Consider the following 22924-nt stretch of genomic DNA (forward strand, 5'->3'; position numbering starts at 1 on the left):
ATAGGGAACTGTTCGCGTTAAGAGATGCGGCTCACCCTGAAAGGTCGGCACGCTGCACGGGCGCATAGCCGCTCGCAGCCAGAGCGACGAGCTTCACGGCCATCGCAAGGCTCGCGCCGGCGATCCACCACGGCCCGTTGTCGGAAGCACCGACCACGCGACTTCGGCGATCCCCAGCGACAACCCGAGCGCCAGCGCGAGCAGACCGGCACGGCCGAGCCGGGCCGCGATCTCGCGGCGGCCCGGCCTTCGCGCTCGCTGTCCGCTACTCCCAGGACCGGGCCGACTGGATGCCCACGATCGTGCCCGTCGGCGTCGCGATCCCGGCGATGCGCAGGCCCGGCACGTCCATCGGTTCGCCTGCAACGGAACCGCCCAGATCGACCGCCCGCTCGCAGACGCGGTCGACGTCGTCCACCGCGACCATCGCGTTCCACTGGGGAGGAAGGCTCAGCTCCCAGCCCTCGGCCGCGTGGCAGCCGCCGAACTCGCGCTCGCTCCCGGCGGCGCTCAACGCCGCGTACGGCTTCGGGTTCGACGCGTCCGCCCAAGGCGGCGTCTTCACGTTCCACCCCAACAGGTCCACGTAGAACTTCATCGCCTCGGCAGGCACGCCGTCGTAGCGGTACTCGACCCACGAGACGCTGTTCGGCTCACCCCACGCGCCGAAGCCCGAGCTCGGGTCCTTCGCCTCGACCAGGCCGAACGAGACGCCGTTCGGGTCGTTGATCATCGAGAACCGGAGCATGTCGCCCACGTCCTGCGGCTCTTCCACGACCGTGCCGCCGAGCCTCCGCGCCCGATCGGTCGCGGCGTCGCAGTCCGCGACCCGGAACTGGAGGTTCCAGATCCGCGACGGCTCCATGCCCGGCGGGCACGGCATGATCCCCGCAACAGGGCGGTCGGGCCCGGAATCCTCCGGGATCGAGAAGGTCGTGTAATGGCCGAAGCCCTCGCCCGCGTCCGTCGACGCCCAGCCGAACAAGCGCTCATAGAACGGGACGTCGGCGGTGAGATCCGAGGTCAGGGCGTCGGACCAGACGGGTGCTCCGATCGGGATCGACGTCATGGCGGGCTGCTCCTTCGCAGGTTGGGAAACTGGCGCTTCGCTCACCGTCCCACGCGGCGCCGAAAGCCGCAGGATTTCTCCCGCAGCGGTCGCCCGTCCTCAGTCCATCTTCTTGCTCGACATGATGGTGAAGTGCGCGCCCGTCGGCGACACCAGGACCGCCATGCGCCCTCCCGGGTCGTCCACCGGCGCCACCGCCACCCGGCCGCCCAGGTCGACCGCCTTCGCCGCCGTCAGGTCCACCGAGTTGGTGCCGAAGCACACCAGCCAATGCGGCTTCATCCGCACCTCCGGCCCGAGCGCCATCCGCGCCCCGCCGAACTCCACCGCGGACCCGGTCAGGCCGTGGTGGTGCGTCCACAGCCCCACGTACGGCGCGTCATGCGACGCCTCCTCCGCACCCGGCACCTTCACCGACCAGTTCAGCAGCTCCGAGTAGAACTGCATCGCCTCCACCGGCGCGCCGTCGTAAACGTATTCGAACCACACCGCCGCGCCCGGCTCACCGTACGCCGTGAACCCCACGTGCTCGCTCATCGGCTCGAACAGGCCGAACGCCCCGCCGTCCGGGTCCTTCACCGCCGCGTACACCAGGTCGTCGCCCACCCGCACCGGATGGCTGATGATGTGGCCGCCGAGCTTCTCCGCGTCGGCCGCCGCCTGGAAGCAGTCGGCCACATGGAACGCGACCCCCCACTCCGACACCGCATCCGCGGTGCCCGGCGGATTCGGGGCGAGCCCGCCCACGGCGCGCGCCACCGACACCGTGGAACCCAGGCACAGCTCGGTGTAATGCCCGAACTCCTCCCCGGTGCCGAAACTCGCCCACTTGAACAGGCGCATATAGAAATCCAGGTCTCGGGTCAGATCAGGGGTGTTCGCGTCAGCCCAGATCGGGGCTCCCAGCGGAATCTTGGTAGGCATGCGGCGGTCCTTCACAGGTCGGTCGGTCACCCCCACCGTCCCACGGGGGTACGACGCAGGCAAGGCCTCCGGCGAGCCGACGCGGCCGGTGCGAGGCGGATCCGGCGGTTACCCGCCCGCCGCGCCAAGGAAACGCGCCGAGGCCCGCCGGCGCCGAGCGCGGGCGGGCCTCCGATCACATCAGCTCCGGTTCTGCTGCCGCAATAGATCGCGGCTCTGCTGCTGCTGCCGCAGCAGATCGCGGATCTCCTGCAGCACTTCGATCTCCGCCACCACGTGCACCTCGTCGACCTTCGGCGCGAATCGCTCACGGAGCTTGTTCATCGGCAGCACGACCACGAAGTACACCGCCAGCGCCGTCAGAAAGAACACCAGGACGCCGTTCAGGAACAGTCCGTACGGGAACACGACGCCGTTCACCGTGAACTCGCCGCCCACTTCGGCCCCGCCCGTGACCAGCGTGATCAGCGGATTGAGGAACGCCGTGCCGAACGAAGCCACGAGCGCCGTCATCGCCGCGCCCATGACGACCGCGACGGCCAGCTCCACCACATTGCCGCGCATCAGAAAATCTTTGAACCCTTTGATCATGCCCAAGAGTTTCGCATCCCCCTGCTTTGGAACAGCAGTCGCGAATCCCAGTGTCGACGTGGCGCAGGCGACATCACCCGGAAGGGAACAAACGGACCGGTCAAGCGGTTGCATCCGGACGTGGCCGATCACTCGGCCCCGCGGACACCGAAACCCTGCGTGAAAGGCATTCCCCATGAGCGACATCGTGATCGGCGGCGACCTCCAGGTGAACCGGCTCGGCTACGGCGCGATGCGCCTGTCCGGCGACCCTGGAATCTTCACCCCGCCGAAGGACCGCGCGAACGCCGTCGCCGTCCTGCGCCGCGCCGTCGAACTCGGCGTCGACTTCATCGACACCGCCGACGCCTACGCGCTCGGCGACAACGAGCAACTCATCGCCGAAGCCCTGCGCCCCTACGCGGACAGCGTCGTGATCGCCACCAAGGGCGGCAACACCCGCCCCTCGCCCGCGGAATGGGTCGCGGTCGGCAACCCCGGCTACATCCGCCAGCAGGTCGAACTCAGCCTTCGCCGCCTCGGCGTCGAGACCATCGACCTCTACCAGATCCACCGCCTCGACCTGAGCCTGCCGATCGCCGACCAGATCGAGACCCTCGCCGAACTCCAGCGCCAGGGCAAGATCCGCCACATCGGCCTCTCCGAGGTCACCGTGGACCAGCTCAAGGAGGCCCAGGCGGTCGCGCCGATCGCGAGCGTCCAGAACCTCTACAACCTCATCAACCGCCAGAGCGAGGCCGTGCTCGACTACACCGCCGAGCAGGGCATCGCGTTCATCCCGTGGTTCCCGATCGCCGCCGGCGAGCACGCCGGGCCCGACGGGCCGGTCGGCAAGATCGCCGCCGAGATCGGCGCGACCCCGGCGCAGACCGCGCTGGCGTGGCTGCTGCGCCGCTCGGACAACATCGTGCCGATTCCGGGCACGAGTTCGATCGCGCACCTGGAGGAGAACGTGGGCGCGCGCGACCTGGTGCTCACCGACGCCCAGTACGAGGCGTTGAACGGCTTGGCTTCGGCCTAGCGGACGACGAGGGGGCCCGCGCCGATCCGGCGCGGGCTTTCTTGTGCGCCTTAGGGGTTGAGCGGGGCGATGCGGAAGTGCTCGAACTCGGCGGTGGGGCCGTCGGGGTTGGCGAAGACGATCGTGTTGCGGCCTTCCGCGAGGTCGATGACGACCGGGTAGGTCCAGAAGTCGTTCCAGGTCCAGGTGCCGCGCATGGGGTGGGTGCCCGCGTCCTTGCCGTTGACGGTGATGGCGCAGTGGCGGGTGACGATGTCGATGTTGTATTCGTGGCCTTCGCCGCGTTCGCCGTTCGCGTAGCTGACGAGGAGCATGTGCGGGCCCCCGGCGGCGTCGACCTCGATGGCGGCGGTGGCGCCGCGCCCGTTCCAGCCGATGACGTGGCCGCGGTGGGCGAAGTCGTTGACGACGAGGCAGGAGCCGCCCGAGCGGGCCACCTCGGCGGCGTCCACTTCGACCGGTCGGGGTCCGGTCGCGGGGGCGACGAGGATCGGCCCGGTGATCGGCCCGGTGCGCAGCCGGTTGACCCCGGCGTGGAGGAACACGGGCCGGGAGAGGTCGACGAGGACGTCCTGGTTCTGCGGCCCGGCGAGGACGCCGGTGTCGGTGCCTTCGATGCGGTGGTAGCCCGCTTCGGCCGCGTACAGGTCGAAGACCAGGCCGTCGGCGTGCGGGCGGGCGAAGGCGGCGTCGTAGGAGACGTGGCCGCCGCGGCGCTCGGTGAGCTCGATCTTGTCGAGGGCGACCTCGCCGCGGGCGGTGCCGATCGCCCCGGATTTGGAGAGCTCGACGGTGTTCGCGCCGGCCCGCAGGGTGATCGGGACGCGCGCGATCGAGCGATGGCCCCAGTTCATGGTGCTCGGGTAGTCGAGGAAGCGCTCCGCGCCGTTGACGGTGAGGACCTGCTGCGCGGGTTGGGGTTCGGTGGCCTCGGCGCCGCGCCCGTACATGTGGGAGTAGAAGACCGCGAGGTCGTATTCGCCGGCCTCGGGGACTTCGACCTGGAAGACCACGGCCGAGTCGGTGAGGTTCAGGCCGCACACGTCGTGCTCGCCGGAGGCGGCGAAGGCGTTCCCGTCGTCGGCGTGGCCGTGCCGGGTGATCTCGCCGGAGGTGATGTCGGCGGCCTCGGCGTCCCACTGGCCCTTCCAGGGCGGCGGCCCGATGACGGCGGCTTCGCCGGGGGTGACGGTGATCCAGTACGCGGCCATGCGGTCGGGACCGTAGACCGGGATCTCAAGGCCCGCAGGGTGACCTACGACCTGCGCGATCGGCTGGGGCGGGCCCGAGGCGCCCTCGTAGCCGGTCCAGTCGATGCGGTGCACGGTGGCCGTGACCCGCTCGCCCCAGAACTCGGGGTCGAGTCCCGTTGCGGCGACGAGGAAGTCCTCGACCGTGCCGCCCGCGAGGATCTGGGCGGTGCGCCGCGCGGCGTCGATGGTCGCGATGCCCTGCAAGGTGTCCACAGTGTTCGGATGGGGCGGCTCGACGCGCACGGTCTGGCCGGTCATCCCCGAGTAGGCCTTGAGGAACCACCACGCGCCGTTCGGCAGGTTCGGCTGCGGGGCCGCGCCCGAGTATCCGCCGGCGGCGGTCCAGTACGCCATGTCGGCGTGGACCTTCGCCTCCTCGAACATCGCCGCCCACTGCACGAGCTGCCCGGGGACGGAGAGGTCGCGGTTGTTCCCGTACTCGTCGATGTTCACGCGGCGCGGCGAGATCCCGAGCGAGCGCTCCAGCCCCCGGTAGGCGGCGTAGTGGCCGCGGAACTCCGCGAGCGAGCGCGGCGAGAGCTCGTGCCAGGCGATCCACTCGGGGAGCGTCCCGGTGTCGCGTGCGCGCCTGAGGAAGTGCGGCAGGAACTCGGGGTGGTAGTACGCCTCGTTCGGCCCGGCGATCGGCACGCCGGGCGCGAGCCCGCGCAGGAGCTGCACGGTGGTGATCCAGTCGGCGAGGAACCGGTCGAACTTCGCGGGCGCGTTCTCCTTGAGCGAGTACCAGATCCAGTCCGGTTCGTTGAACGGCACCCAGACGAGGCGCCCGGCGTTCTCGGGCGTGAGCATCGGCGGCACGACCGCGCACAGCCGCTCGTGGTAGACGTCGATGCCCACGTCCTCGTACGGCCACTTGGCGAACAGGTCCTGCAGGTACACGAAGGCGAGGCCGTCCCCGTTGCGGCGCAGGGCGTTCACCACGCTGGACGCGTCGCCTCCCGGGTGCTGCGCGCCGCCGTCCGGCTTCACCGCGAGGGTGGTGATGTCGAGCGCGTCGAGCAGCTCGTCGCCGGGCACGCCGTCCTCAGAGACGCCGTACAGGGACCCGGCCGCGCCGTGCAGCACCGGGCCGGTCGGGGCGGCGAAATCCGCGATGAGGCGGGCCGCCCCCTGAGGGAGGGGGTTGAGGGCCATTGCCGGGCCTTTCGGATCAGGATCGGGAGCGGGGCGGGCCCGAGGTCTCGCGGATGATGAGCTCGGGGTCGGGCCAGCTCGGCTTCGGCCGCGGGTTCGTGCTGTCGACGCGGTGGCGCAGCAGCTCGAACGCGCCCCGGCCCACGCTCTCGAAGTCCTGGTTGACGGTGGTCAGCGCGGGGGTGGTGTACGCGGTGAACGGCGTGTTGTCGAAGCCGACGATGGAGAGGTCGCCGGGGACGTCGCGCCCGGCGAGGTGCGCGGCGCGCAGCGTCGCGAGGGCGAGGTGGTCGTTGCCGCAGAGGATCGCGGTCACCGAGGGGTCGGCGATGAGCGGCTGCACTGCCTTGAACGCCTCGGCGAACGTCCAGCCGGAGGGCACCGCGTCGGGCACCTCGCGTCCGGCCTCGCGCAGGGTCCGCGCCCAGCCGTCCGCGCGGTGGGCCTTGCCGCCGCCGAAGGTGCCCGTCGAGGTGGGGATCGCCAGATGGTGCACGGTCTCGTGACCCTGGTCCAGCAGGTAGCGGGTGGCCTCCGCCGCGGCCTTGCCGTCGTCCATGCCGACCAGCCACGGCGAGGCGGCGAGCTCCTCGGCGGTGTAAGGCCCTATGGCGACCATCGCCTGCGGCTGGGTGTCGAGCAGGACCTGCTTGGCGCGCATCCCGGGCTCGTCGTGGGCCATGATGATCGTCGGCTCGCCCGCGCGGGGGAGGCGCGCGATGATGTCCTCGTCCGAGTGGGTGTCGGCCGGGTCGAGCACGGAGATCTGCACGCTCCAGTCGAGCGAGCGGGCGGCCTTCTCGATGCCGCGCAGTGCGGCCTCGGGCCCGTAGAGAGAGGTGTCGGCGGCGAGCACCGTGACGGACTCGACCGCGCCGCCCGCGAGGCTGCGGGCCAGCCGGTTGGGCCGGTAGCCCAGCTCGGCGATGGCCTCCAGCACCTTGTCCCGGGTCGCCGCGGCGACCCGCGGCGAGCCGTTGACGACGCGGGAGACGGTCTGGTGGGAGACCCCGGCCAGTCTCGCCACATCCCAGATACTGGCTGCCTTCTTCGGTTGCGCCATCGCTGTAGGTCTCTTTCTTTGTTCGTCGCAGGCCGTCCCAGGGGACCGGGCCGTCCCAGTCCTAGTGTGGCCGCAGTCCCATACGACGATACGCCGAGTGATGTTAACGATCACTTTGGTTATGGGTCAATCACAGTACAACACAGTTTCGCAACAGCGGGGTCATGCCGAGGTAACGGTTCCGGATGCCCCCGCGAATGCCCCAAACGGCACAACCGGCCCTCCAGTCGCCTCGGTTGCGCTCTTCGAGGGGCTTGTGAGGCCGAGTTCACACACTCGAAATCTTTGGCGACAACTTCTTAACACGCAGGCCCGGGTCGCGTAACACGTCTTGGTGAAGCTGGCATCACTCCGGTAGGTAGGAGCATCACGCGCCGGCCGATTCGTCGGTCGGCGCGTGACAACACCTATCCCGAGCACCGTCGCTCCCCTCACGCCGGAACAGCCTTAAAGCCCGCAGTACTTTTCTATCTCCCTTGAGAGGAGGCGGCCATGCCCGAGCTCGACACTGGCAGCAATGCCTGGATCTTGACCTCCGCCGCCCTTGTTCTGCTCATGACGCCTGGTCTGGCCCTGTTCTACGGCGGTCTCACCAGGGCCTCGAGCGTCCTCAACATGATGATGAAGTGCCTGGTCGCGATCGGTGTCGTATCCATCGCCTGGGTCCTCGTCGGCGAGTCGATCGCGATCGGCAACACGGACCCCGAGACCGGCAGCGCCGCCACGAACTCCTTCTTCGGAGACTTGAGCAGCTCGTTCGGCCTGGACTACCTCACCGACCTCAGCGGCGTCACCGCCGGCGTCTCCAACGGCGCCCTCTCGGCCTTCGGCATGATGTTCGCCATCATCACCGTCGCCCTCATCGCCGGTGCCGTCGCCGACCGCATGAAGTTCTTCTCCTGGGTCATCTTCGCGACCGTCTGGGTCGTCGTGGTCTACGCCCCCGTGGCCTTCTGGGTCTGGGGCGGCGGCTGGATCGAGGACTGGGGCGTGCTCGACTTCGCCGGCGGTTCCGCGGTCCACGCCAACGCCGGTGCCGCGGGCCTCGCCCTCGCGCTGGTCGTCGGCCGCCGCATCGGCTGGAAGGACGGCAACTTCGCGCCGCACAACCTGCCGCTCGTCGTCATCGGCACCGGGCTCCTCTGGTTCGGCTGGTTCGGCTTCAACGCCGGCTCCGCCTTCGCCTCCAACGGCACCGCGGGCCTCGCCCTGCTGAACACGCAGGTCGCCACCGCCGCCGCCATCCTCGCCTGGCTCATCGTCGACCGCATCCGCGGCATCAAGCCCTCCGTGCTCGGCGCCTGCTCCGGCGTCATCGCAGGCCTCGTGGCCATCACCCCGGCAGCCGGTTACGTCGCCCCTGTCGGCGCGATCGCCATCGGCCTCGTCGCGGGCATCATCTGCCCCTTCGCCATCGGCCTCAAGCACAAGCTCGGCTACGACGACGCGCTCGACGTGGTCGGCCTGCACATGGTCGCCGGTATCTGGGGCTCGATCTCCGTGGGTCTCTTCGCGGTCTCCGAGGTCACCGTGATCGCCGGGGTCTACGACGAAGGCGTCGACGGCCTCTTCTACGGCGGCGACGCCGCCTTCCTCGGCAAGCAGGCCGCCGCGGTCCTCTCCGTGGTCGCGTTCTCCTTCGTCGCCTCCCTCATCATCGCCTTCATCCTGAAGTTCACCATCGGGGTGCGGATCAGCGAGGAAGAGGAGCTGGCCGGTATCGACGCCGCCCAGCACGGCGAGGCGGGCTACGACCTGCCGCTCAACGGCAACACCGGCACCGGCCTGCCCGAGACCAACGCCGAAGCCGTCGAGAAGGTCAACGTCTAACGGCAACCGACTTCACGTCACCGCTAAAAGGAACGGCCGCCTCCCCCCGGGGCGGCCGTTCCGCTTGTCCCGGGAAGGCCGTTCCGCCTCCTCAGGGGAAGCTCACGCCCGATCCGGGCATCACCGGGCGGCGGGCGCGCCGCGATCCCCGTTAAGCTCGTAGGAGCCGTCGCGCCGTCCCAAGGCGCCCCGCTCGCATTCGCGCCTCGCGGCGCCGCCTGCGAGCTGTAAACCTGTACTGCACCATCGAGAGGTTCGCCCGTGTTCGACGCTCTGTCAGATCGACTGTCCGGGATCTTCGAGTCGATCCGCGGCAAAGGCCGCCTGACCGATGCCGACATCGACGCCACCGCCCGCGAGATCCGCCTCGCCCTGCTCGAGGCCGACGTCGCCCTCCCGGTGGTCAAGACCTTCATCAACGAGGTCAAGGAGCGGTGCAAGGGCGCGGAGGTCTCCAAGGCCCTCAACCCCGCCCAGCAGATCATCAAGATCGTCAACGAGGAGCTCATCGCGATCCTCGGCGGCGAGACGCGGCGCCTCAACTACGCCAAGCAGGCCCCCACCGTCATCATGCTCGCGGGCCTCCAGGGCGCCGGTAAGACCACCCTCGCCGGGAAGCTCGCCAAGTGGCTCAAGGGCGACGACCACTCGCCGCTCCTCGTCGCAGCGGACCTCCAGCGCCCCAACGCCGTCGGCCAGCTCCAGGTCCTCGGCGAGCGCGCCGGCGTGGCCGTCTACGCCCCCGAGGCCGGCTCCGGCGTCGGCGACCCCGTCCAGGTCGCCACCGACTCGATCGAAGAGGCCCGCCGCAAGGGCCACGACGTCGTCATCGTCGACACCGCCGGCCGCCTCGGCATCGACGAGGAGATGATGCAGCAGGCCCGCGACATCCGGGCCGCCGTCAACCCCGACGAAGTCCTCTTCGTCATCGACGCCATGATCGGCCAGGACGCGGTCAACACCGCCGAGGCCTTCCGCGACGGCGTCGGCATCACCGGTGTGGTCCTCTCCAAGCTCGACGGCGACGCCCGCGGCGGTGCCGCGCTCTCCGTGCGGCACGTGACCGGCCAGCCGATCATGTTCGCCTCCACCGGTGAGAAGCTCGAGGACTTCGACGTCTTCCACCCGGACCGGATGGCCTCCCGCATCCTCGGCATGGGCGACATGCTGACCCTCATCGAGCAGGCCGAGGCCGTGTTCGAGGAGGACCAGAAAGAGGAGATGACCCAGAAGCTCCTCAAAGGCGAGGACTTCACGCTCGAGGACTTCCTCGAGCAGATGCAGGCCATCCGCAAGATGGGCCCGATCGGCAACGTGCTCAAGATGATGCCCGGCATGGGCCAGATGAAGCAGCAGATCGACGCCATCGACGACAAGCAGATCGACCGCACCTCCGCGATCATCCGCTCCATGACCCCGGCCGAGCGCCGCGACTCCTCGCTCATCAACGGCTCGCGCCGCCTGCGCATCGCGAACGGCTCCGGCGTGACGGTCTCCGAGGTCAACCAGCTCCTGTCGCGGTTCAAGGACGCGCAGAAGATGATGCGCGGCATGACCGGCGCGATGGGCCTCGGCGGCGGCACCAAGGCCACCAAATCGCCCTACAACAAGCGCAAGGGCAAGAAGACCAAGAAGAAGCCCGTGGTCCGCCGCGGCGGCCAGCCCGCCCAGAACGCCGCGCCGCAGCTCCCCGCGGGCATGCAGCTGCCCCCCGGCATGCCGGACCTCTCGCAGTTCAACGCCGGGGACCTCCCCGACATCGACTTCGAGCAGTTCCTCAAGGACCAGAAGAAGAACAAGTAGGCAACGGTCCCGACCCCCGCCGGGCGGTCGGGAGCGGCCAACCGCGATCGCCCGGCGGGCGACCGCGAAACGACCGCCGCAGGCCGGTCCGCGCCGAGCGCGACCGGCCTGACGTGTTCTCCGACACGGCCGCCGCGAGGCAAGCGCCGTCTTGTCGGACCGGGCGCGGAACGTGGCGGTAGAACTCAACCACCCTGGGCGGGCAAGGACTGCCCGCGCCCGCGCACCCCCGCCTTCCCGTCCCGCGCGCCCCCGTTGAACTTCCGCGCCCGCGCGGGCGATACTGCGAGGCGATGAACGCACTCGCACCGCTCGAGCCCCAGCGACTCGAGCCTCTTCACCTCAGGGTCGTCTGGCTCCCGGACGACACCGTCCGCGACGTGTACGTCGACGGGGACCGCATCACCTTCGAACCCGTGCCGGGCGCCCGCACCGTGGCCACCAACGGGTTCGCGCTCCCCGGGCTCGTAGACGCCCACTGCCACATCGGCATCCGCCGCGGCCCCAAACCCATCGAGAGTCTCGACCAGGCCCGCGGACTCGCGCACACCGACCGCGACACCGGCGTCCTCGCCATCCGCGACGCCGGATCGCCCTACCCCTACCCCGAACTCGTGGGCGAGGACGGCATGCCGCGCCTCATCCGCGCCGGGCACCACATCGCCGCCTCCCGCCGCTACCTGCGCGGCATCGGCCTCGAATGCGAGCCCCACGAGGCCGTGGCCGCGCTGGCCCGCCAGGCGAAACTCGGCGACGGCTGGGTGAAGCTCGTCGGGGACTGGATCGACCGCGACAAGGGCGACCTCGCACCGTCCTTCGAACCCGAGATCCTCACCGCCGCGATCCACGCCGCCCAGGCCGAGGGCGCGAAGGTCGCCGTGCACACCTTCTCCGAAGAGGCCGTCGCGTGCGTCGTCGAAGCGGGCGTCGACTCCGTCGAGCACGGCACCGGCCTCGCCCCGGACCTCCTCGACCGCATGGCCGAGCGCGGCATCGCCTTGGTGCCCACCATGATCAACATCGAGACCTTCGACGACATCGCCGCCGGGGCCGACGTCAAGTTCCCCCGCTACGCCGACCACATGCGACGCCTCAAGCAGGGCTTCCCCGAAGTCGTGCGCGCCGCTTGGGAAGCGGGCGTGCCCGTCTACCTCGGCACCGACGCGGGCGGCGGCATCGACCACGGACTCGCGGCCGAGGAGATGCGGCTGCTGCACGAGAAAGCGGGCATCCCGGCCGCCGACGTCGTGGCCGCCGCGTCCTGGCGCGCCCGCGAATGGCTCGGCCTCCCAACGGATCTCGGCGATCTTGTGGTCTACGAACGCGACCCGCGCGCCGACCTCGCGGCGGCCCGCGAGCCCGCGCTCATCGTCCTGCGCGGGCGAATCCTCAAGTCCCCCAAATAAAAACGCAGTGACCTGCGGCTTTTGCGGCATTCCTGAACCGGCCTGGTCCCCACCTGTGGCGGGGGTCGGCTATCGTGAACCTCCCCGCGCCGTTTCCCGCCCGAGCAGACCCGAGCAGAGAGCTATAGCGATGACTTATCCTCCGCCTCCTCCGGACCAGTCCGGTCAGGGCGGCTTCCAGTACGACCCGTACGGCAGCCAGCCCGGTTCCCAGCCCCAGAACCCCTCGCAGCCGCAGCAGCCCGGCTACGGCCCGCCCTCGCAGCCGCAGCAGCCGGGCTACGGCCCCGCGCCGCAGCTGCCGCCGCAGGCCCCCGGCTACCCGCCGCAATACGGCGCGCCCGGCTACGGCCCGCAGCTGCCCAAGGGCCAGGCGATCGGCTCGATGGTCACCGGCATCATCAGCGTCGCGGGCCTCTGCATCCCGTACATCAACTTCGCCAGCCTGGTTCTCGGCATCATCGCCGCGATCCTCGGCGGCGTGGCGCTGAAGAAGATCAACCGAGGTGAGGCCGCGGGCAAGGGGCAGGCGATCACCGGGCTCGTGCTCGGCATCATCGTCTGCGCGCTCGCCGCGATCGGCATCATCATGTTCTTCGCCGTCGGCGCGACCATGCTGGGCACCGGCGCGGCCACCACGTACTAGAACAGCTGCATCGAAAGCGGCGCGGTCCCAGGCCCGCGCCGCTTTCGTGTTCGCAGCAGCGGTCGCCGCAAGGGGCACGGCGCCGCGCCGCATTGCCCGACGAGCGTTCAGACGACGACGAGGCAGAACGGGTGCCCCGCCGGATCGGCGAAGACCCGCCAGGCGTCGCCGCCGCCTTCCAGCCTTCGCGCACCGAGCGCGAGCACCTTCGGTTCGGCCTCGTCGAGGTCGTCGACGCGCACGTCGAAGTGCATCTGCTGCGGAACGCCGTTCCCGGGCCAGGTGGGCGGCCGGTAGTCCTCCACTTGCTCGAAGGCCACTCCGGGCCGATCAGGGGCGTCGCCGATGACGATCCAGCTCTCGTCGTAGCCCTGCACCCGGACCATCCCCAGCAGCTCCTGGTAGAAGTTCGCGAGCGTCTCGGGGTCCGGGCAGTTGATGATGAGGCCGTGCCATTTGCCGATCATCCCCGCAGTGTGGCACGCGGGTGCGACAGAAAACGGCCGCCCGGACCGGGCGGCCGTGATCAGCGTCGAGTTCGGCTCAGGTGACGTCGTCGAAGGTGGCGGCGCGCTCGCGGGTCCGCTCGGCGGGCGCCTCGGCCGCGGTGTCGCTCGACCCGTTGGAGCCGTTGGTTCCGTTGGAGCCGTTGGCGTCCCGGGTGAGGCTGCCGCGGTTGACGCTGCGGCGCGTGCCCTCGAGTTCGCGGGTGGTGTCGGTGAGGCCCTCCTTGAGCGGCTTGGTGCCCTCCTGGAGGTCGCGCATCGTGGACTTGAGGGGGCTCGTCAGCATCTCCTGGTCCTCTTCGGTCAGGATGTGCTTGCGGACGAAGGCCTTGGGGTTGAGGTCCTCGGGCTTGATGTCGGTGCCGATCTCGCGGCTGAGGTCCGCGGCGGCGTTGGACGCCATGTTGCGGGCCTTCGAGATGAAGCGGCGCAGGTTGGCGAGTGCCTTCGGCAGCTTGTCCGGACCCCACAGGAAGATCGCGATGAGGATGATGACCAGGAACTCGGTCGGACCGAAATTTCCGAACACGCTGATCCTCCCAATGCTTACCTGTGCCTGCTGATACCTGAAAAACCTCCGCCTAGAGTACCTCCACTCAGTCGGTGGCCGCCTCCAGCGTGACCTGGGCACTGTGTTCCTCGCCATCCCGCTCGTAGACGACGGTCACAACGGTGCCCGGGGCTAGCTTGCGGATGAGCGCGATGAGTTCGGTGTTCTCGGCGACCATGTTGCCGTTGAAGCTGGTCAGGACGTCGCCGTCCTGGAGTCCGGCGTCGTCGGCGGGGGACCCGGCGACGATCTTGCTGAGGGTCACGCCGATCCCCAGTTCGGATTCTCCGAGTTCGGCGCCGAGCACGGTGTGGCTGGCCGAGCCCGTCGCGATGATCTCGTCGGCGATGCGCTTGGCCTGGTTGATCGGGATGGCGAAGCCGATGCCGATGTTGCCGGCCTCCCCTTCTGCCGCAGTGGAGGCGATCGCGGTGTTGATGCCGATTACCTGCCCGGCGATGTCGGTGAGCGGCCCGCCGGAGTTGCCGGGGTTGATGGCGGCGTCGGTCTGGATCGCGGCCATCACCGATTCGACCTCGCCGTTGTTGTTCTCGGTGAGCACCGGCCGGTCGATGGCCGAGATGATCCCCTCGGTGACCGTGGAGGAGAGGCCGAGCGGCGCGCCCACGGCGAGCACGGGGTCGCCGACGGCGACCCGGTCGGAGTCGGCGAGGACCATCGCGGGGTGCTCGTCGCCTTCGATGCGCAGGACGGCGACGTCCGAGTCGGGGTCGGAGCCGACCACCTCGGCGGTGGTCACGTTGCCGTCGCTGAAGAGCACCTGGAGGCTGTCGGCGGGCTCGGTGCCGCCGCCGACGACCACGTGGTGGTTGGTCATGACATAGCCGTCGTCGGAGACGATGAAGCCCGAGCCGTTGCCGCCGTCCGAGGTGAGGACCGTGACGACCGAGGGCATGATCTGCTCGACGACGCCGGCGACGGAGGAGACGTCGCGTTCGGTCTGCGGCTCGGCGCCCAGAAAGCTGCCGTCGCCGGAGCCGGAGCGGGTGGCCCAGATGCCGATGGCCGCGCCGAGGGTGCCCGCGATGAGCGCGGTGACGGCCGAGACGGCGATGACGATGCCGAGCGCGGGCCTGGCGCGCGGCGTGCGTGCCGGGAGCGGCTCGGGTGCGGGGGCGAGGGGGACCGGCCGGGTCTCGATGACGGCGCGGCTGGCGGGGTCGCGCCATGGGTCGGAGGCGGCGGCGGGGTGCCACCAGGCCGACTGGTCGGGCTGCGGGGCCGCGTACTGATGGGCCGGTCCGCTCATCGAGGGCGCTCCGGGAGGCGCGGCCGGGTCCTGCGCGGGCTGATCGGCGCCCTGCCGCATGCCGGAGGCAGCCGAGTCGTACGGCGCGGGTTCCTGCGCGGACCCCGCGTGCGGCACCCCCGGTTGCGGCGCGGTCCCGTACGGCCCGTTCGACTGCGGCGCATGGGCCGGTTCGGGGTGTTGCGGATTGCCCGGATCTGCCTGGGGCGGCTGGGTGCCGGAAGTCATGACTGAAAGTCTATGCCGGAATTGCCGCTCGTTCATCTGCCCCGCCATTCCGCCCCGTATCGGATGGTCCGCCAACCGGACGAGCCGGCCTCGGCGAGGCTTGCGACCGTAAATCGGCGCAAGTGCGGGCAGCAGAGGTTGAAGGACCCGCTCCGCGTGAACGGAGCGGGTCCTCAGGTCCGATCGGCAGCGGGGTGACCGCCGTGGTGGGGTGGCGTGGTGGAGAAGGGACTACTCCAGGGCGCCCTGGAGCTCCTTGTTCAAGGTCGCTGCTTCTTCCGGGGTCATCTCCACGACCAGCCGCCCACCGCCTTCGAGCGGAACCCGCATGATGATGCCGCGGCCCTCCTGAGTTACTTCCAGTGGGCCGTCGCCAGTCCGCGGTTTCATGGCCGCCATTTTGGTCTCCCCTCGATCCAAGGCCGCAGGTTGCGACTCGACGTTGCTAGATCAAGTTTCCCCGATGACGTGGGCGAAGGCCAACTCGCCCCTCCGGGTATGTGACAAAGATGCGTAGAAATCTACCGGAAAGTGCCTTTTGTGACTTGCGTGATTTTTCTTAACGGACTATGACCCCGGTCACTCACTCTTCCGGGTCCTGCTCGTGCTCGACGCCCAAAAGGAACGAAGTGCCCTCAAGTTCCCTTCCGTACGGTGCGACGAACGTCGGCAGTTCCTTCGGCCCGAGCGAACGGATGTACGACCAGAACTGGCGCACCGCCTCGGCCTTGTCCACCGCCTCGATGGGCATGGAGAGGGTCACGAGCCAGTCGCTGCGGCGCTCGGGGGTCGGCAGGGTCCGCACCAGGTCCTCCCACGCCTCCGGGTTGAGCGCGGTCCAGGCGTCCTTGGCGGCGCCCTCGGTGCCGTAGACGCTCACCGTCTCGGCGGTCGCGGCGGGCTCTTCGAGGCGGCGTCGGTACGCGACGGCCGCGCCGTCGATCTCGCCGAGCGCGAACACGCCCTCCCGGCCGACCAGCGCCACCTCGTCGCCGTCAGCGGCGCCTTCGGGGAGCGCCGCCGCGGGCTCGACCGCTTCGACCTCGTAGGCCTGTTGCTCGGTGTACTCGTCTTCGTCCAACGCCAGCAGCCAATAACGCATGGGCATATCCCATCACGCCTCGTCGCGCGGCGCCGTCTCACCGCCGCCCTCGCGCCCTGCCTCACTCCCGGCGGCATCGGAACCGGTCGCGAGGTCGCCGGGGACGACCGAGTCGTCCTCGTCGGCGAGCCGCAGCGCATCGTCCTCAGCGGAGGTGCTCGGCTCGGCGGTGTCGAGCCTGGCCCGCATCTCGGCGAGCAGCTCGTCGCGGCGGCCGATCTCCCACGCGAGGCGGTCGAGGGCCGCGTCGACCTGGTCGGTGCGGTAGCCGCGCAGGCCTGTGTCGAACTTGACGGAGGCGACGGCGGTCTCGTCCACTGCCGCACCCTCGCCGAGGCCGAGCGGCGGGCCCGCGGCGGCGATGTCCAGGAGCGTGTCGCGGCCGGTGGCCCACACGACGATCGAGAAGGCGATCCACACGCCGATGACGGCGACGATGACCGGCAGCACGAAACCCACAGGAGTCTCCTCCGACTAGAACCACGCGAAAAGCAGGACCACAGCAATTGTGCCGACCGCGAGGGTCACTCCCAGACGCGGGTTGTGGGGGACGACCGCCTTGATGGGCTTGCCGCTCCGGTCCAGCAGCGGCAGGCGCGGCCGGTTGGCCATCCCCACCAGCACATATCCGATGATCGTGGCGATCACCGGCAGCAGGAACGTAACCCACCACTTCGAATCGTCGTTCCCTCCCGTCACGGCGAAGTACACGAGCTGCACCGCGAGGCACGCGACCATGCAGGACCCGTAGACGAGCAGTTCCCGCAAGATGTGGTGCGCCTTCGGCAGCAGCGTCGGCCGCTGCGCGGCCCGCGTCGTCGCAGTCCGGGCGAGCTCGGACTCCCGCAGGGCGGTCTTCGCGCGTTCCAGGACCCTGTCGGCATTGTCCGCGTCTTGCCCTGGCTGCAAGTCGGGCGCAGTGGCTTCGACTTGCTGCGGTGTCAAGTCGGGCGTACTGTGCCGCAACCGCGCGCACAGCTCCGCGAGCGCCATCGTCTGGTCGTCCAGTTCGGACCGCACCTCGCGCAGCGCTTCGCGGCGCCGCTCCAGCTGCCGCGTCGCCTGCGCGGTGCTCGCGGTCGTGTCGGCGTCGAGGCGCGCCAGTTCGTGCACCAGGTCCTCGTATGCGCTGAGGCTCATCGCGACTCCACCTTTCCGTGGCTGTCCTGGACCGGCAGGCCGTCGAGTCGGCCGGGCCGCACGTACGGGACGGCGAGCGTCTCGGTGCCCGCGTGCCGGTCGATCACCAGGCACCGGTTGGTGCGGGCTTCCCAGGTGCGTTCGAAGCCGCCGGTGATCGCGGCGAGGTCGTTCCCGGCGATGTTGAGCGCCACGACTCCGGCGCAGTGCTCGCGTCCGGCCGAGCCGCCGATGTCGTCGAGGAACCGGCGCGCGCCGCGCCACCAGCCGAGCAGGTGCACGCCGTCCGCCGGGCCGTGCAGCAGCAGGTCGCGCAGCGCTGAGGGCTGCCCGTCGGCGCCGTCGGCTCCGAACCACACCAGGTACGTCGGTTTGCCGCGCTTCCCGCCGAGGATCGTCCCCGGCGCGAGCTGGCGGCACTCGTGCCCGCCCGCCCCGAGTTCGGTCAGGACCTGCCGCGCGGTGTCCTCGACGCCGACGGCGGTCGCCACGACCTCGAACGCGACGCTCCCGGGTTCATGTTGGCGCCCAAGGGAGATCGCGGCGGCGGCGAGCACGTCGGCGGCCACCGCCGAGGTGCCGAGCACGGCCAGGTGCCGCCCGGGGCTGCGGTCGAACTGGTAGCCCACGGAGGACATGTGCACGTCGACGGCCCGGCCCAGGAGCGCGACGGGCGCGTGGGTCGGGGCGAGGTCCGCGAACCGCGGATCGTCCTCAAGGTGCTGCTCGTCGAAGCCGCGGAAGACGATCGGCTCCACATCGGAGTCGCGCCGCTCCCACAGCTGCCGCCGCAGGCCCGTGAGCAGGTCTTCGGCGCTCGAGGCGTCGGGGAACCGGCAGGTCCGGTTGCGGCCCTTGATGCCCCCGGCGTCGTTGATGACGGCTTGGCCGACGCTGATGCCCTCCGCGGCGTCGTTGCCCTCGTCGAGCAGGTGCTTCGCGCCGGGCAGCGCCACGCGCAGCGGGAACTGCCCGAAGATCGAGTCCTTCTTGGAGTACAGGGCCTCGATGCCGGAGATCGTCTGGCTCGCGAGCACCAGGTGCACGCCGTACGAGCGGCCCTTGCGCGCCAGCTCCTCCAGGTGCGCGACCGCTTCGCCCGCAAGGCGGTCGTTCCCGGCGAACAGCACGTGGAACTCGTCGACCACCGCCACGATCCGCGGCAGCGGCGTCTCCGGCCGCAGCTCGCGCAGCCGCGCCAGCCGCGTCGCCCCGGCCCGCTTCATGAGCCCCGCGCGCCTGGAGAGCTCGGCCCGCAGCGCCCCGAGCACGGCAACGCCGTACTCGCGGTCGGACTCGACGCCGACGGCCCGCACGTGCGGGATCCACGACGGATCGAGCGGCGAGGGCGTGAACTCGGTGAACGAGACGCCCTCCTTGAAGTCGAGCAGGTACAGCTCGAGTTCGGTGGGGGAGTAGCGGGTCGCGAGGCCGTACAGCACGTCGAGGAGGAACACGGTCTTGCCGCCGCCGGTGCGCCCGCCGATGAGCCAGTGCGGCGTCGCGTCGTCGAACGCGACCTCCACATCGCCGCCGGTGGCGCTCCCGGCCTGGTCGCGGCCGATCACCGTCGACAAACCGTCCCGGCTCGAAGCCGACCACAGCACCTCCGGCACGAGGTCGCCGACGCTCAGCTCCCCGGCCTCCTTGCGCTGCTGCGCCCTCGACCCGTAGACGGCGCGGGCGAGGCTCGGCGGCGGCGCGGCGTCGAGCCGCACCGGCAGCGGCAGGCTCCCGAGCCGCACGTCGTTCTCGTTGCAGTGCAGGTAGGTCGCGTGCTCGATCGCGGGCAGCGACTCCCGGTGCGGGAGCTGCTTCCACCCGCACAGCACGAGATGGCAGCGCGCCGAAGGCCCGGCGTGCGCCAGCGCGGCCAGCCGCTCGCGGGTCGAATTCCCGACCTCAGGGGGCAGACCGGCGATCACGATGAGATGGAACGGCCGGTCGGCGATCGACTGGCCGCGTGCGGCGATGTCGCGCAGCTCGGTGAGCCGCTTCTCCGCGTGCGTGAGGACCCGTGCGAGCGCGAGGTGGTCCGTGGCGACGGGACCGGCGATCCCGGCGTCCACGAGCGTTGTGGCGGGCGCGAAGACCTGTCCGAGGGTCACGCCGTCGACCAGGCTCAGTTCGAGGTTGGGTTGCGCGGCGGTGATCCGCAGCAGGAGCGCTTGGAGCATCCCGGCGACGCGCGGGTCGGCGGCGTCGCCGTCGCACACGAGGTGCCCTTTGCCGAGGAGCCCGGTGAGCGCCGGGAACGCGGGCGCGTCGTCGATCTCGGCGGTGCCGATTCGCACGGCCTCAGTGGACGGCGCTTCCGTCCACAGCGGCGTTCCAGGAGCGATCGCGGCCAGGTCCTCGCCGATCCACCCGGTCGCGGTCTGCGCCGCGACGCCGCGCAGCCGCTCGGCCAGTTCACTGCGACGCTGCTCGACTCCCGTTGCGGCCAACCGCGAAGCGTCATCCTGAAGTATCGACTGGGCCTGGTCGGCGGCGCCGGCGGCCTCGCGCAGGCGCGCGGCCGCCCGCTCCAATTCGGTCCGCCAAGTCAAAGCCGCCTCCTTGAAAGAATCACGGCTCGCAAGCGTCGCCGAGAGTGCTCATCTACGGCTTGCAAGCTTCGCCGAGGCCGGGTGTGTCGACGAGACCACCATACCGGGACCGGACTCCGGTGGCACGGCACGAAAGCGAGGCACCCCTATGCAGCAGCGTCGGCACGGCCCCCTAATGCGTGAACAGGCCGAGCGCCAGGTCCGCGAGCAGGCCCGGGTCCTCAGCGCCGCACAGTTCGCGGGCGGAGTGCATCGACAGGATCGGCAGGCCCACGTCCACAGTCAAGATCCCCAACTGCGTGCCCGAGATCGGACCGATCGTCGTCCCGCCCGGAATGTCGTTGCGGTTCACATAGGTCTGCCACGGGATCCCCGCGGCCTCGGCCGCGCGCCGGAACAGCGCCTGCTCCTCCGCGCCGCTCGCGTAGCGCTGGTTGGCGCTGACCTTGATCATCGGGCCCGCGCCGGGGATCGGGCGGTGGCCGGGCTCGTGCTTCTCGGGGTAGTTGGGGTGGAGGGCGTTTCCGGTGTCGGAGGACATCATGCCGCTCGCGGCGATGGCCCGCGCGTACGTCTCGAAATCGTCGCCCATGAGCCGGTGGAGCACCGATTCCAGGAACGGGCTCTGCGCGCCCGAGTAGGTCATCGAGCCGATCTCCTCGTAGTTGAACGAGGCGAGGACGGGGACGCGGGTCCCGGTGCCCTCGGCTGCGATGAGCGCCGCGATCCCGGCGTGCGTGCTGGTGAGGTTGTCGAGCCGCCAAGCGGCGAACAGCTCCTCGTCCTTGCCGAGGTACGCGGGCTCGTCGAGGGCGACGGTGAAGAGGTCGTGGCCGAACACATCCGCCGCGTCCACCCCGGCCTCGGCGGCGATGAACTCCAGGAACTCGCCGTCGCGCGGCTGCCCGAGGCCCCAGATCGGGGTGAGCTGCGACTGGGCGTTGAGCTTCTGGCCCTCGTTCGCGCCCCGATCGAGGTGGATCGCGAGGCGCGGCACGCGCAGCAGCGGCCGGTCGACGTGCACGAGCACCTCGGAGCCGTCGCGCATGACGAGCCGCCCGGCCACGGAGAGGTCCCGGTCGAGCCAGGTCTGGTGCGGCACGCCGCCGTAGACCTCGACGGCGATCTGCTTCCAGCCCGCGCCCCCGGTGTCGGGGCGGGGCTTGACCTTGAACGTGGGGGTGTCGGTGTGCGCGCCGAAGATACGGAACGCGTCGTACTCGTCGTCGTTGATGCGCCAGGCGATGATCGAGCCGTCCCGCACGGTGTAGTAGCCGCCGATGTCGACCGGCCATTCGTCGGCCTCGTCGAGCCGCCGGAACCCGGCGGCCTCGAACCTGCGGCCCGCCTCGGCGCACGCGTGGTACGGGGTCGGACTGGCTTTGATGTACGCGGCGAGGTCGTCGGTGTGCGACCGGTCGAAGCGAGGCATCGGTGTGCTCCTTAGGCGACTCGCGCTGGCGGGTGGCGACAGCGGCTGCTGCGAGCTTACTGGCCGGTGCGGGAGCGGTCGCTGATGCTGGAGTCACTGTGGGGGTGTTCGGGGCGAGTGCGGGCGTCTCACCGGCGGTGCCGGGGAGCGGGAATCCCGGGTGGTCGCGGGATTCGGCGGATCAGGCCGTCTTGTGGCCGTGCCCGCGCCTGATGAGTCCGAAGACGATCGTGCCGACGAAGAGCACGGCGCCGATGACGGCCAGCCAGAGCAGGCCTTCGATGGCGAAGCCGACGATCGCGAGCACGGCCCAGACGACGATCAGAATCCATAGAACTGTCCACATACCCTGATGATATCGCTGATATAGAACAAATAATGAAAAATAAGCGCTATTCGGGTTCTGGGTGCGGCCCGGAATCGCCCGCCGCGACCGTTCCGCGGCGGGCCGGTGCAGCGAGTTTGCACATTCCGGTCCAGGTGGCCGACCATTGGACGATGCGAGCGTTGAAACTGGGCCGACGGGTGTTCGATGAGGGCGACTACGCGGTGATGGCGATCGTCAACCGCACGCCCGACTCCTTCTACGACTCGGGGGCGACCTTCGCGTTCGAAGCGGCGGTCGCCGCGGTCGACAACGCGGTGGCGCACGGCGCCGACATCGTCGACATCGGCGGCGTCAAGGCGGGCGACGGCCCGGAGGTGAGCGCGGCCGAGGAGATCGACCGGGTGGTCCCGTTCATCGCGGCAGTGCACGAGAAGCACCCCGACCTCGTGATCTCGGTGGACACCTGGCGCGGCGAGGTCGCCCGCGAGGCGGTCGCGGCCGGGGCCGAGCTCATCAACGACACGTGGGCGGGCTGGGACCCCACGGTGATCGAGGTCGCGGCCGACACCGGCGCGGGCTTCGTCGTCTCGCACACCGGCGGCCTGGAGCCGCGCACCGTCGCGGCCAAGGCCGTTTACGAGGACGTGGTCGCGGAGGTCCGCGCCGAGCTGGTGGAGCGCGCCGAGGCGGCCGTCGCGGCGGGCGTGCGCGCCGACGGCATCCTCATCGACCCGACCCACGACTTCGGCAAGACCACGTTCCACTCCCTCGACCTCACCCGCCGCCTCGACGAGCTCGCGGCGACGGGCTGGCCGGTGCTTGTGGCATTGTCCCGCAAGGACTTCGTGGGCGAGACCCTCGACCTGCCGGTCGACCGCCGCCTCAACGGCACCCTCGCGGCGACCGCGATCTCGGCCTGGAACGGCGCCCGCGTCTTCCGCGCCCACGACGTGGCGGCCACCCGGGAGGTCCTCGACATGATCGCTGCCATCAAGGGCGACAAGCCGCCGAAGGCCCCGCACCGGAGCCTCTGAGCACGCGAACGGCCGCCGTGATGA

General features: G+C 70.2%; 21 protein-coding genes. 6 read left to right on the forward strand and 15 right to left on the reverse strand.

The annotated features are described in order from the left end of the window. Positions 1-265: 265 nt before the first annotated feature. The 3 genes from O1R50_RS16160 to mscL form a co-directional block, all read right to left on the reverse strand. The gene (locus tag O1R50_RS16160; protein ID WP_270111140.1) at positions 266-1069 is read right to left on the reverse strand and encodes a VOC family protein; all 804 of its coding nucleotides are present in this window, start codon (positions 1067-1069) and stop codon (positions 266-268) included. Between the two features lie 99 nt (positions 1070-1168). Continuing rightward, positions 1169-1993, reverse strand: coding sequence for a VOC family protein (locus O1R50_RS16165; protein WP_270111141.1), 825 nt, complete (start codon positions 1991-1993; stop codon positions 1169-1171). Between the two features lie 180 nt (positions 1994-2173). Next, complete coding sequence (gene mscL, locus O1R50_RS16170; RefSeq protein ID WP_270111142.1) at positions 2174-2584, reverse strand: large conductance mechanosensitive channel protein MscL; 411 nt, start codon at positions 2582-2584, stop codon at positions 2174-2176. 175 nt (positions 2585-2759) lie between these two features. On the opposite strand from mscL, the gene O1R50_RS16175 reads away from it, so the two are divergent. Further along, complete coding sequence (locus O1R50_RS16175) at positions 2760-3605, forward strand: aldo/keto reductase (RefSeq protein WP_270111143.1); 846 nt, start codon at positions 2760-2762, stop codon at positions 3603-3605. A 50-nt stretch (positions 3606-3655) separates the two neighbouring features. Here O1R50_RS16175 and O1R50_RS16180 read toward each other — a convergent pair whose 3' ends face one another. Further along, positions 3656-6013 (reverse strand): carbohydrate-binding protein, encoded by a 2358-nt coding sequence (locus tag O1R50_RS16180; protein ID WP_270111144.1) that lies wholly within the window; start codon positions 6011-6013, stop codon positions 3656-3658. 16 nt (positions 6014-6029) lie between these two features. Continuing rightward, entirely contained in the window at positions 6030-7076 is a 1047-nt protein-coding gene (locus O1R50_RS16185; RefSeq protein ID WP_270111145.1) for a LacI family DNA-binding transcriptional regulator, read from the reverse strand. Positions 7077-7568: 492 nt separating this feature from the next. Between O1R50_RS16185 and O1R50_RS16190 the strand changes: the two genes are divergently transcribed. From O1R50_RS16190 to O1R50_RS16205, 4 genes are all read left to right on the forward strand, one after another. Then, a complete protein-coding gene (locus O1R50_RS16190) occupies positions 7569-8906 on the forward strand; it encodes an ammonium transporter (RefSeq protein WP_270111146.1) in 1338 nt (445 codons plus the stop codon). Between the two features lie 261 nt (positions 8907-9167). Next, positions 9168-10709 carry a signal recognition particle protein gene (gene ffh, locus O1R50_RS16195; RefSeq protein ID WP_270111147.1) on the forward strand — a complete coding sequence of 514 codons (1542 nt, stop codon included), beginning with the start codon at positions 9168-9170 and terminating at the stop codon, positions 10707-10709. 293 nt (positions 10710-11002) lie between these two features. Then, positions 11003-12115 (forward strand): amidohydrolase family protein, encoded by a 1113-nt coding sequence (locus O1R50_RS16200; RefSeq protein WP_270111148.1) that lies wholly within the window; start codon positions 11003-11005, stop codon positions 12113-12115. 130 nt (positions 12116-12245) lie between these two features. Then, positions 12246-12761, forward strand: a complete 516-nt coding sequence (locus tag O1R50_RS16205) for a DUF4190 domain-containing protein (protein ID WP_270111149.1) — start codon at positions 12246-12248, stop codon at positions 12759-12761. Between the two features lie 107 nt (positions 12762-12868). Here the strand turns inward: O1R50_RS16205 and O1R50_RS16210 are convergent, their stop codons facing one another. The 10 genes from O1R50_RS16210 to O1R50_RS16255 all read right to left on the reverse strand — a co-directional run bounded on the left by O1R50_RS16210 (position 12869) and on the right by O1R50_RS16255 (position 21884). Further along, on the reverse strand, positions 12869-13228 hold the full coding sequence (locus O1R50_RS16210) for a VOC family protein (protein ID WP_270111150.1): 360 nt from the start codon (positions 13226-13228) through the stop codon (positions 12869-12871). Between the two features lie 76 nt (positions 13229-13304). Continuing rightward, positions 13305-13739, reverse strand: a complete 435-nt coding sequence (locus O1R50_RS16215) for a Sec-independent protein translocase family protein (RefSeq protein ID WP_408612715.1) — start codon at positions 13737-13739, stop codon at positions 13305-13307. A gap of 124 nt (positions 13740-13863) precedes the next feature. Then, complete coding sequence (locus O1R50_RS16220; protein ID WP_270111152.1) at positions 13864-15315, reverse strand: S1C family serine protease; 1452 nt, start codon at positions 15313-15315, stop codon at positions 13864-13866. 231 nt (positions 15316-15546) lie between these two features. After that, positions 15547-15714, reverse strand: a complete 168-nt coding sequence (locus O1R50_RS16225) for a DUF3117 domain-containing protein (RefSeq protein WP_091030400.1) — start codon at positions 15712-15714, stop codon at positions 15547-15549. A 184-nt stretch (positions 15715-15898) separates the two neighbouring features. Next, positions 15899-16423 carry a hypothetical protein gene (locus O1R50_RS16230; protein ID WP_270111153.1) on the reverse strand — a complete coding sequence of 175 codons (525 nt, stop codon included), beginning with the start codon at positions 16421-16423 and terminating at the stop codon, positions 15899-15901. 6 nt (positions 16424-16429) lie between these two features. Continuing rightward, positions 16430-16876, reverse strand: coding sequence for a DivIVA domain-containing protein (locus O1R50_RS16235; RefSeq protein WP_270111154.1), 447 nt, complete (start codon positions 16874-16876; stop codon positions 16430-16432). A 15-nt stretch (positions 16877-16891) separates the two neighbouring features. Continuing rightward, positions 16892-17557, reverse strand: a complete 666-nt coding sequence (locus O1R50_RS16240) for a hypothetical protein (protein ID WP_270111155.1) — start codon at positions 17555-17557, stop codon at positions 16892-16894. After that, positions 17554-20106, reverse strand: coding sequence for an FtsK/SpoIIIE domain-containing protein (locus O1R50_RS16245; protein WP_270111156.1), 2553 nt, complete (start codon positions 20104-20106; stop codon positions 17554-17556). Before O1R50_RS16245 ends, O1R50_RS16240 begins: the two co-directional genes overlap by 4 nt. A gap of 172 nt (positions 20107-20278) precedes the next feature. Then, positions 20279-21538 (reverse strand): M18 family aminopeptidase, encoded by a 1260-nt coding sequence (locus O1R50_RS16250; RefSeq protein WP_270111157.1) that lies wholly within the window; start codon positions 21536-21538, stop codon positions 20279-20281. 181 nt (positions 21539-21719) lie between these two features. Next, the gene (locus O1R50_RS16255; RefSeq protein WP_270111158.1) at positions 21720-21884 is read right to left on the reverse strand and encodes a hypothetical protein; all 165 of its coding nucleotides are present in this window, start codon (positions 21882-21884) and stop codon (positions 21720-21722) included. A 152-nt stretch (positions 21885-22036) separates the two neighbouring features. On the opposite strand from O1R50_RS16255, the gene folP reads away from it, so the two are divergent. After that, complete coding sequence (folP, locus tag O1R50_RS16260) at positions 22037-22900, forward strand: dihydropteroate synthase (protein WP_270111159.1); 864 nt, start codon at positions 22037-22039, stop codon at positions 22898-22900. Positions 22901-22924 lie beyond the last annotated feature (24 nt).

Origin of the sequence: Glycomyces luteolus (genome assembly GCF_027622875.1) — a bacterium.
GTDB lineage: Bacteria > Actinomycetota > Actinomycetes > Mycobacteriales > Micromonosporaceae > Glycomyces > Glycomyces luteolus.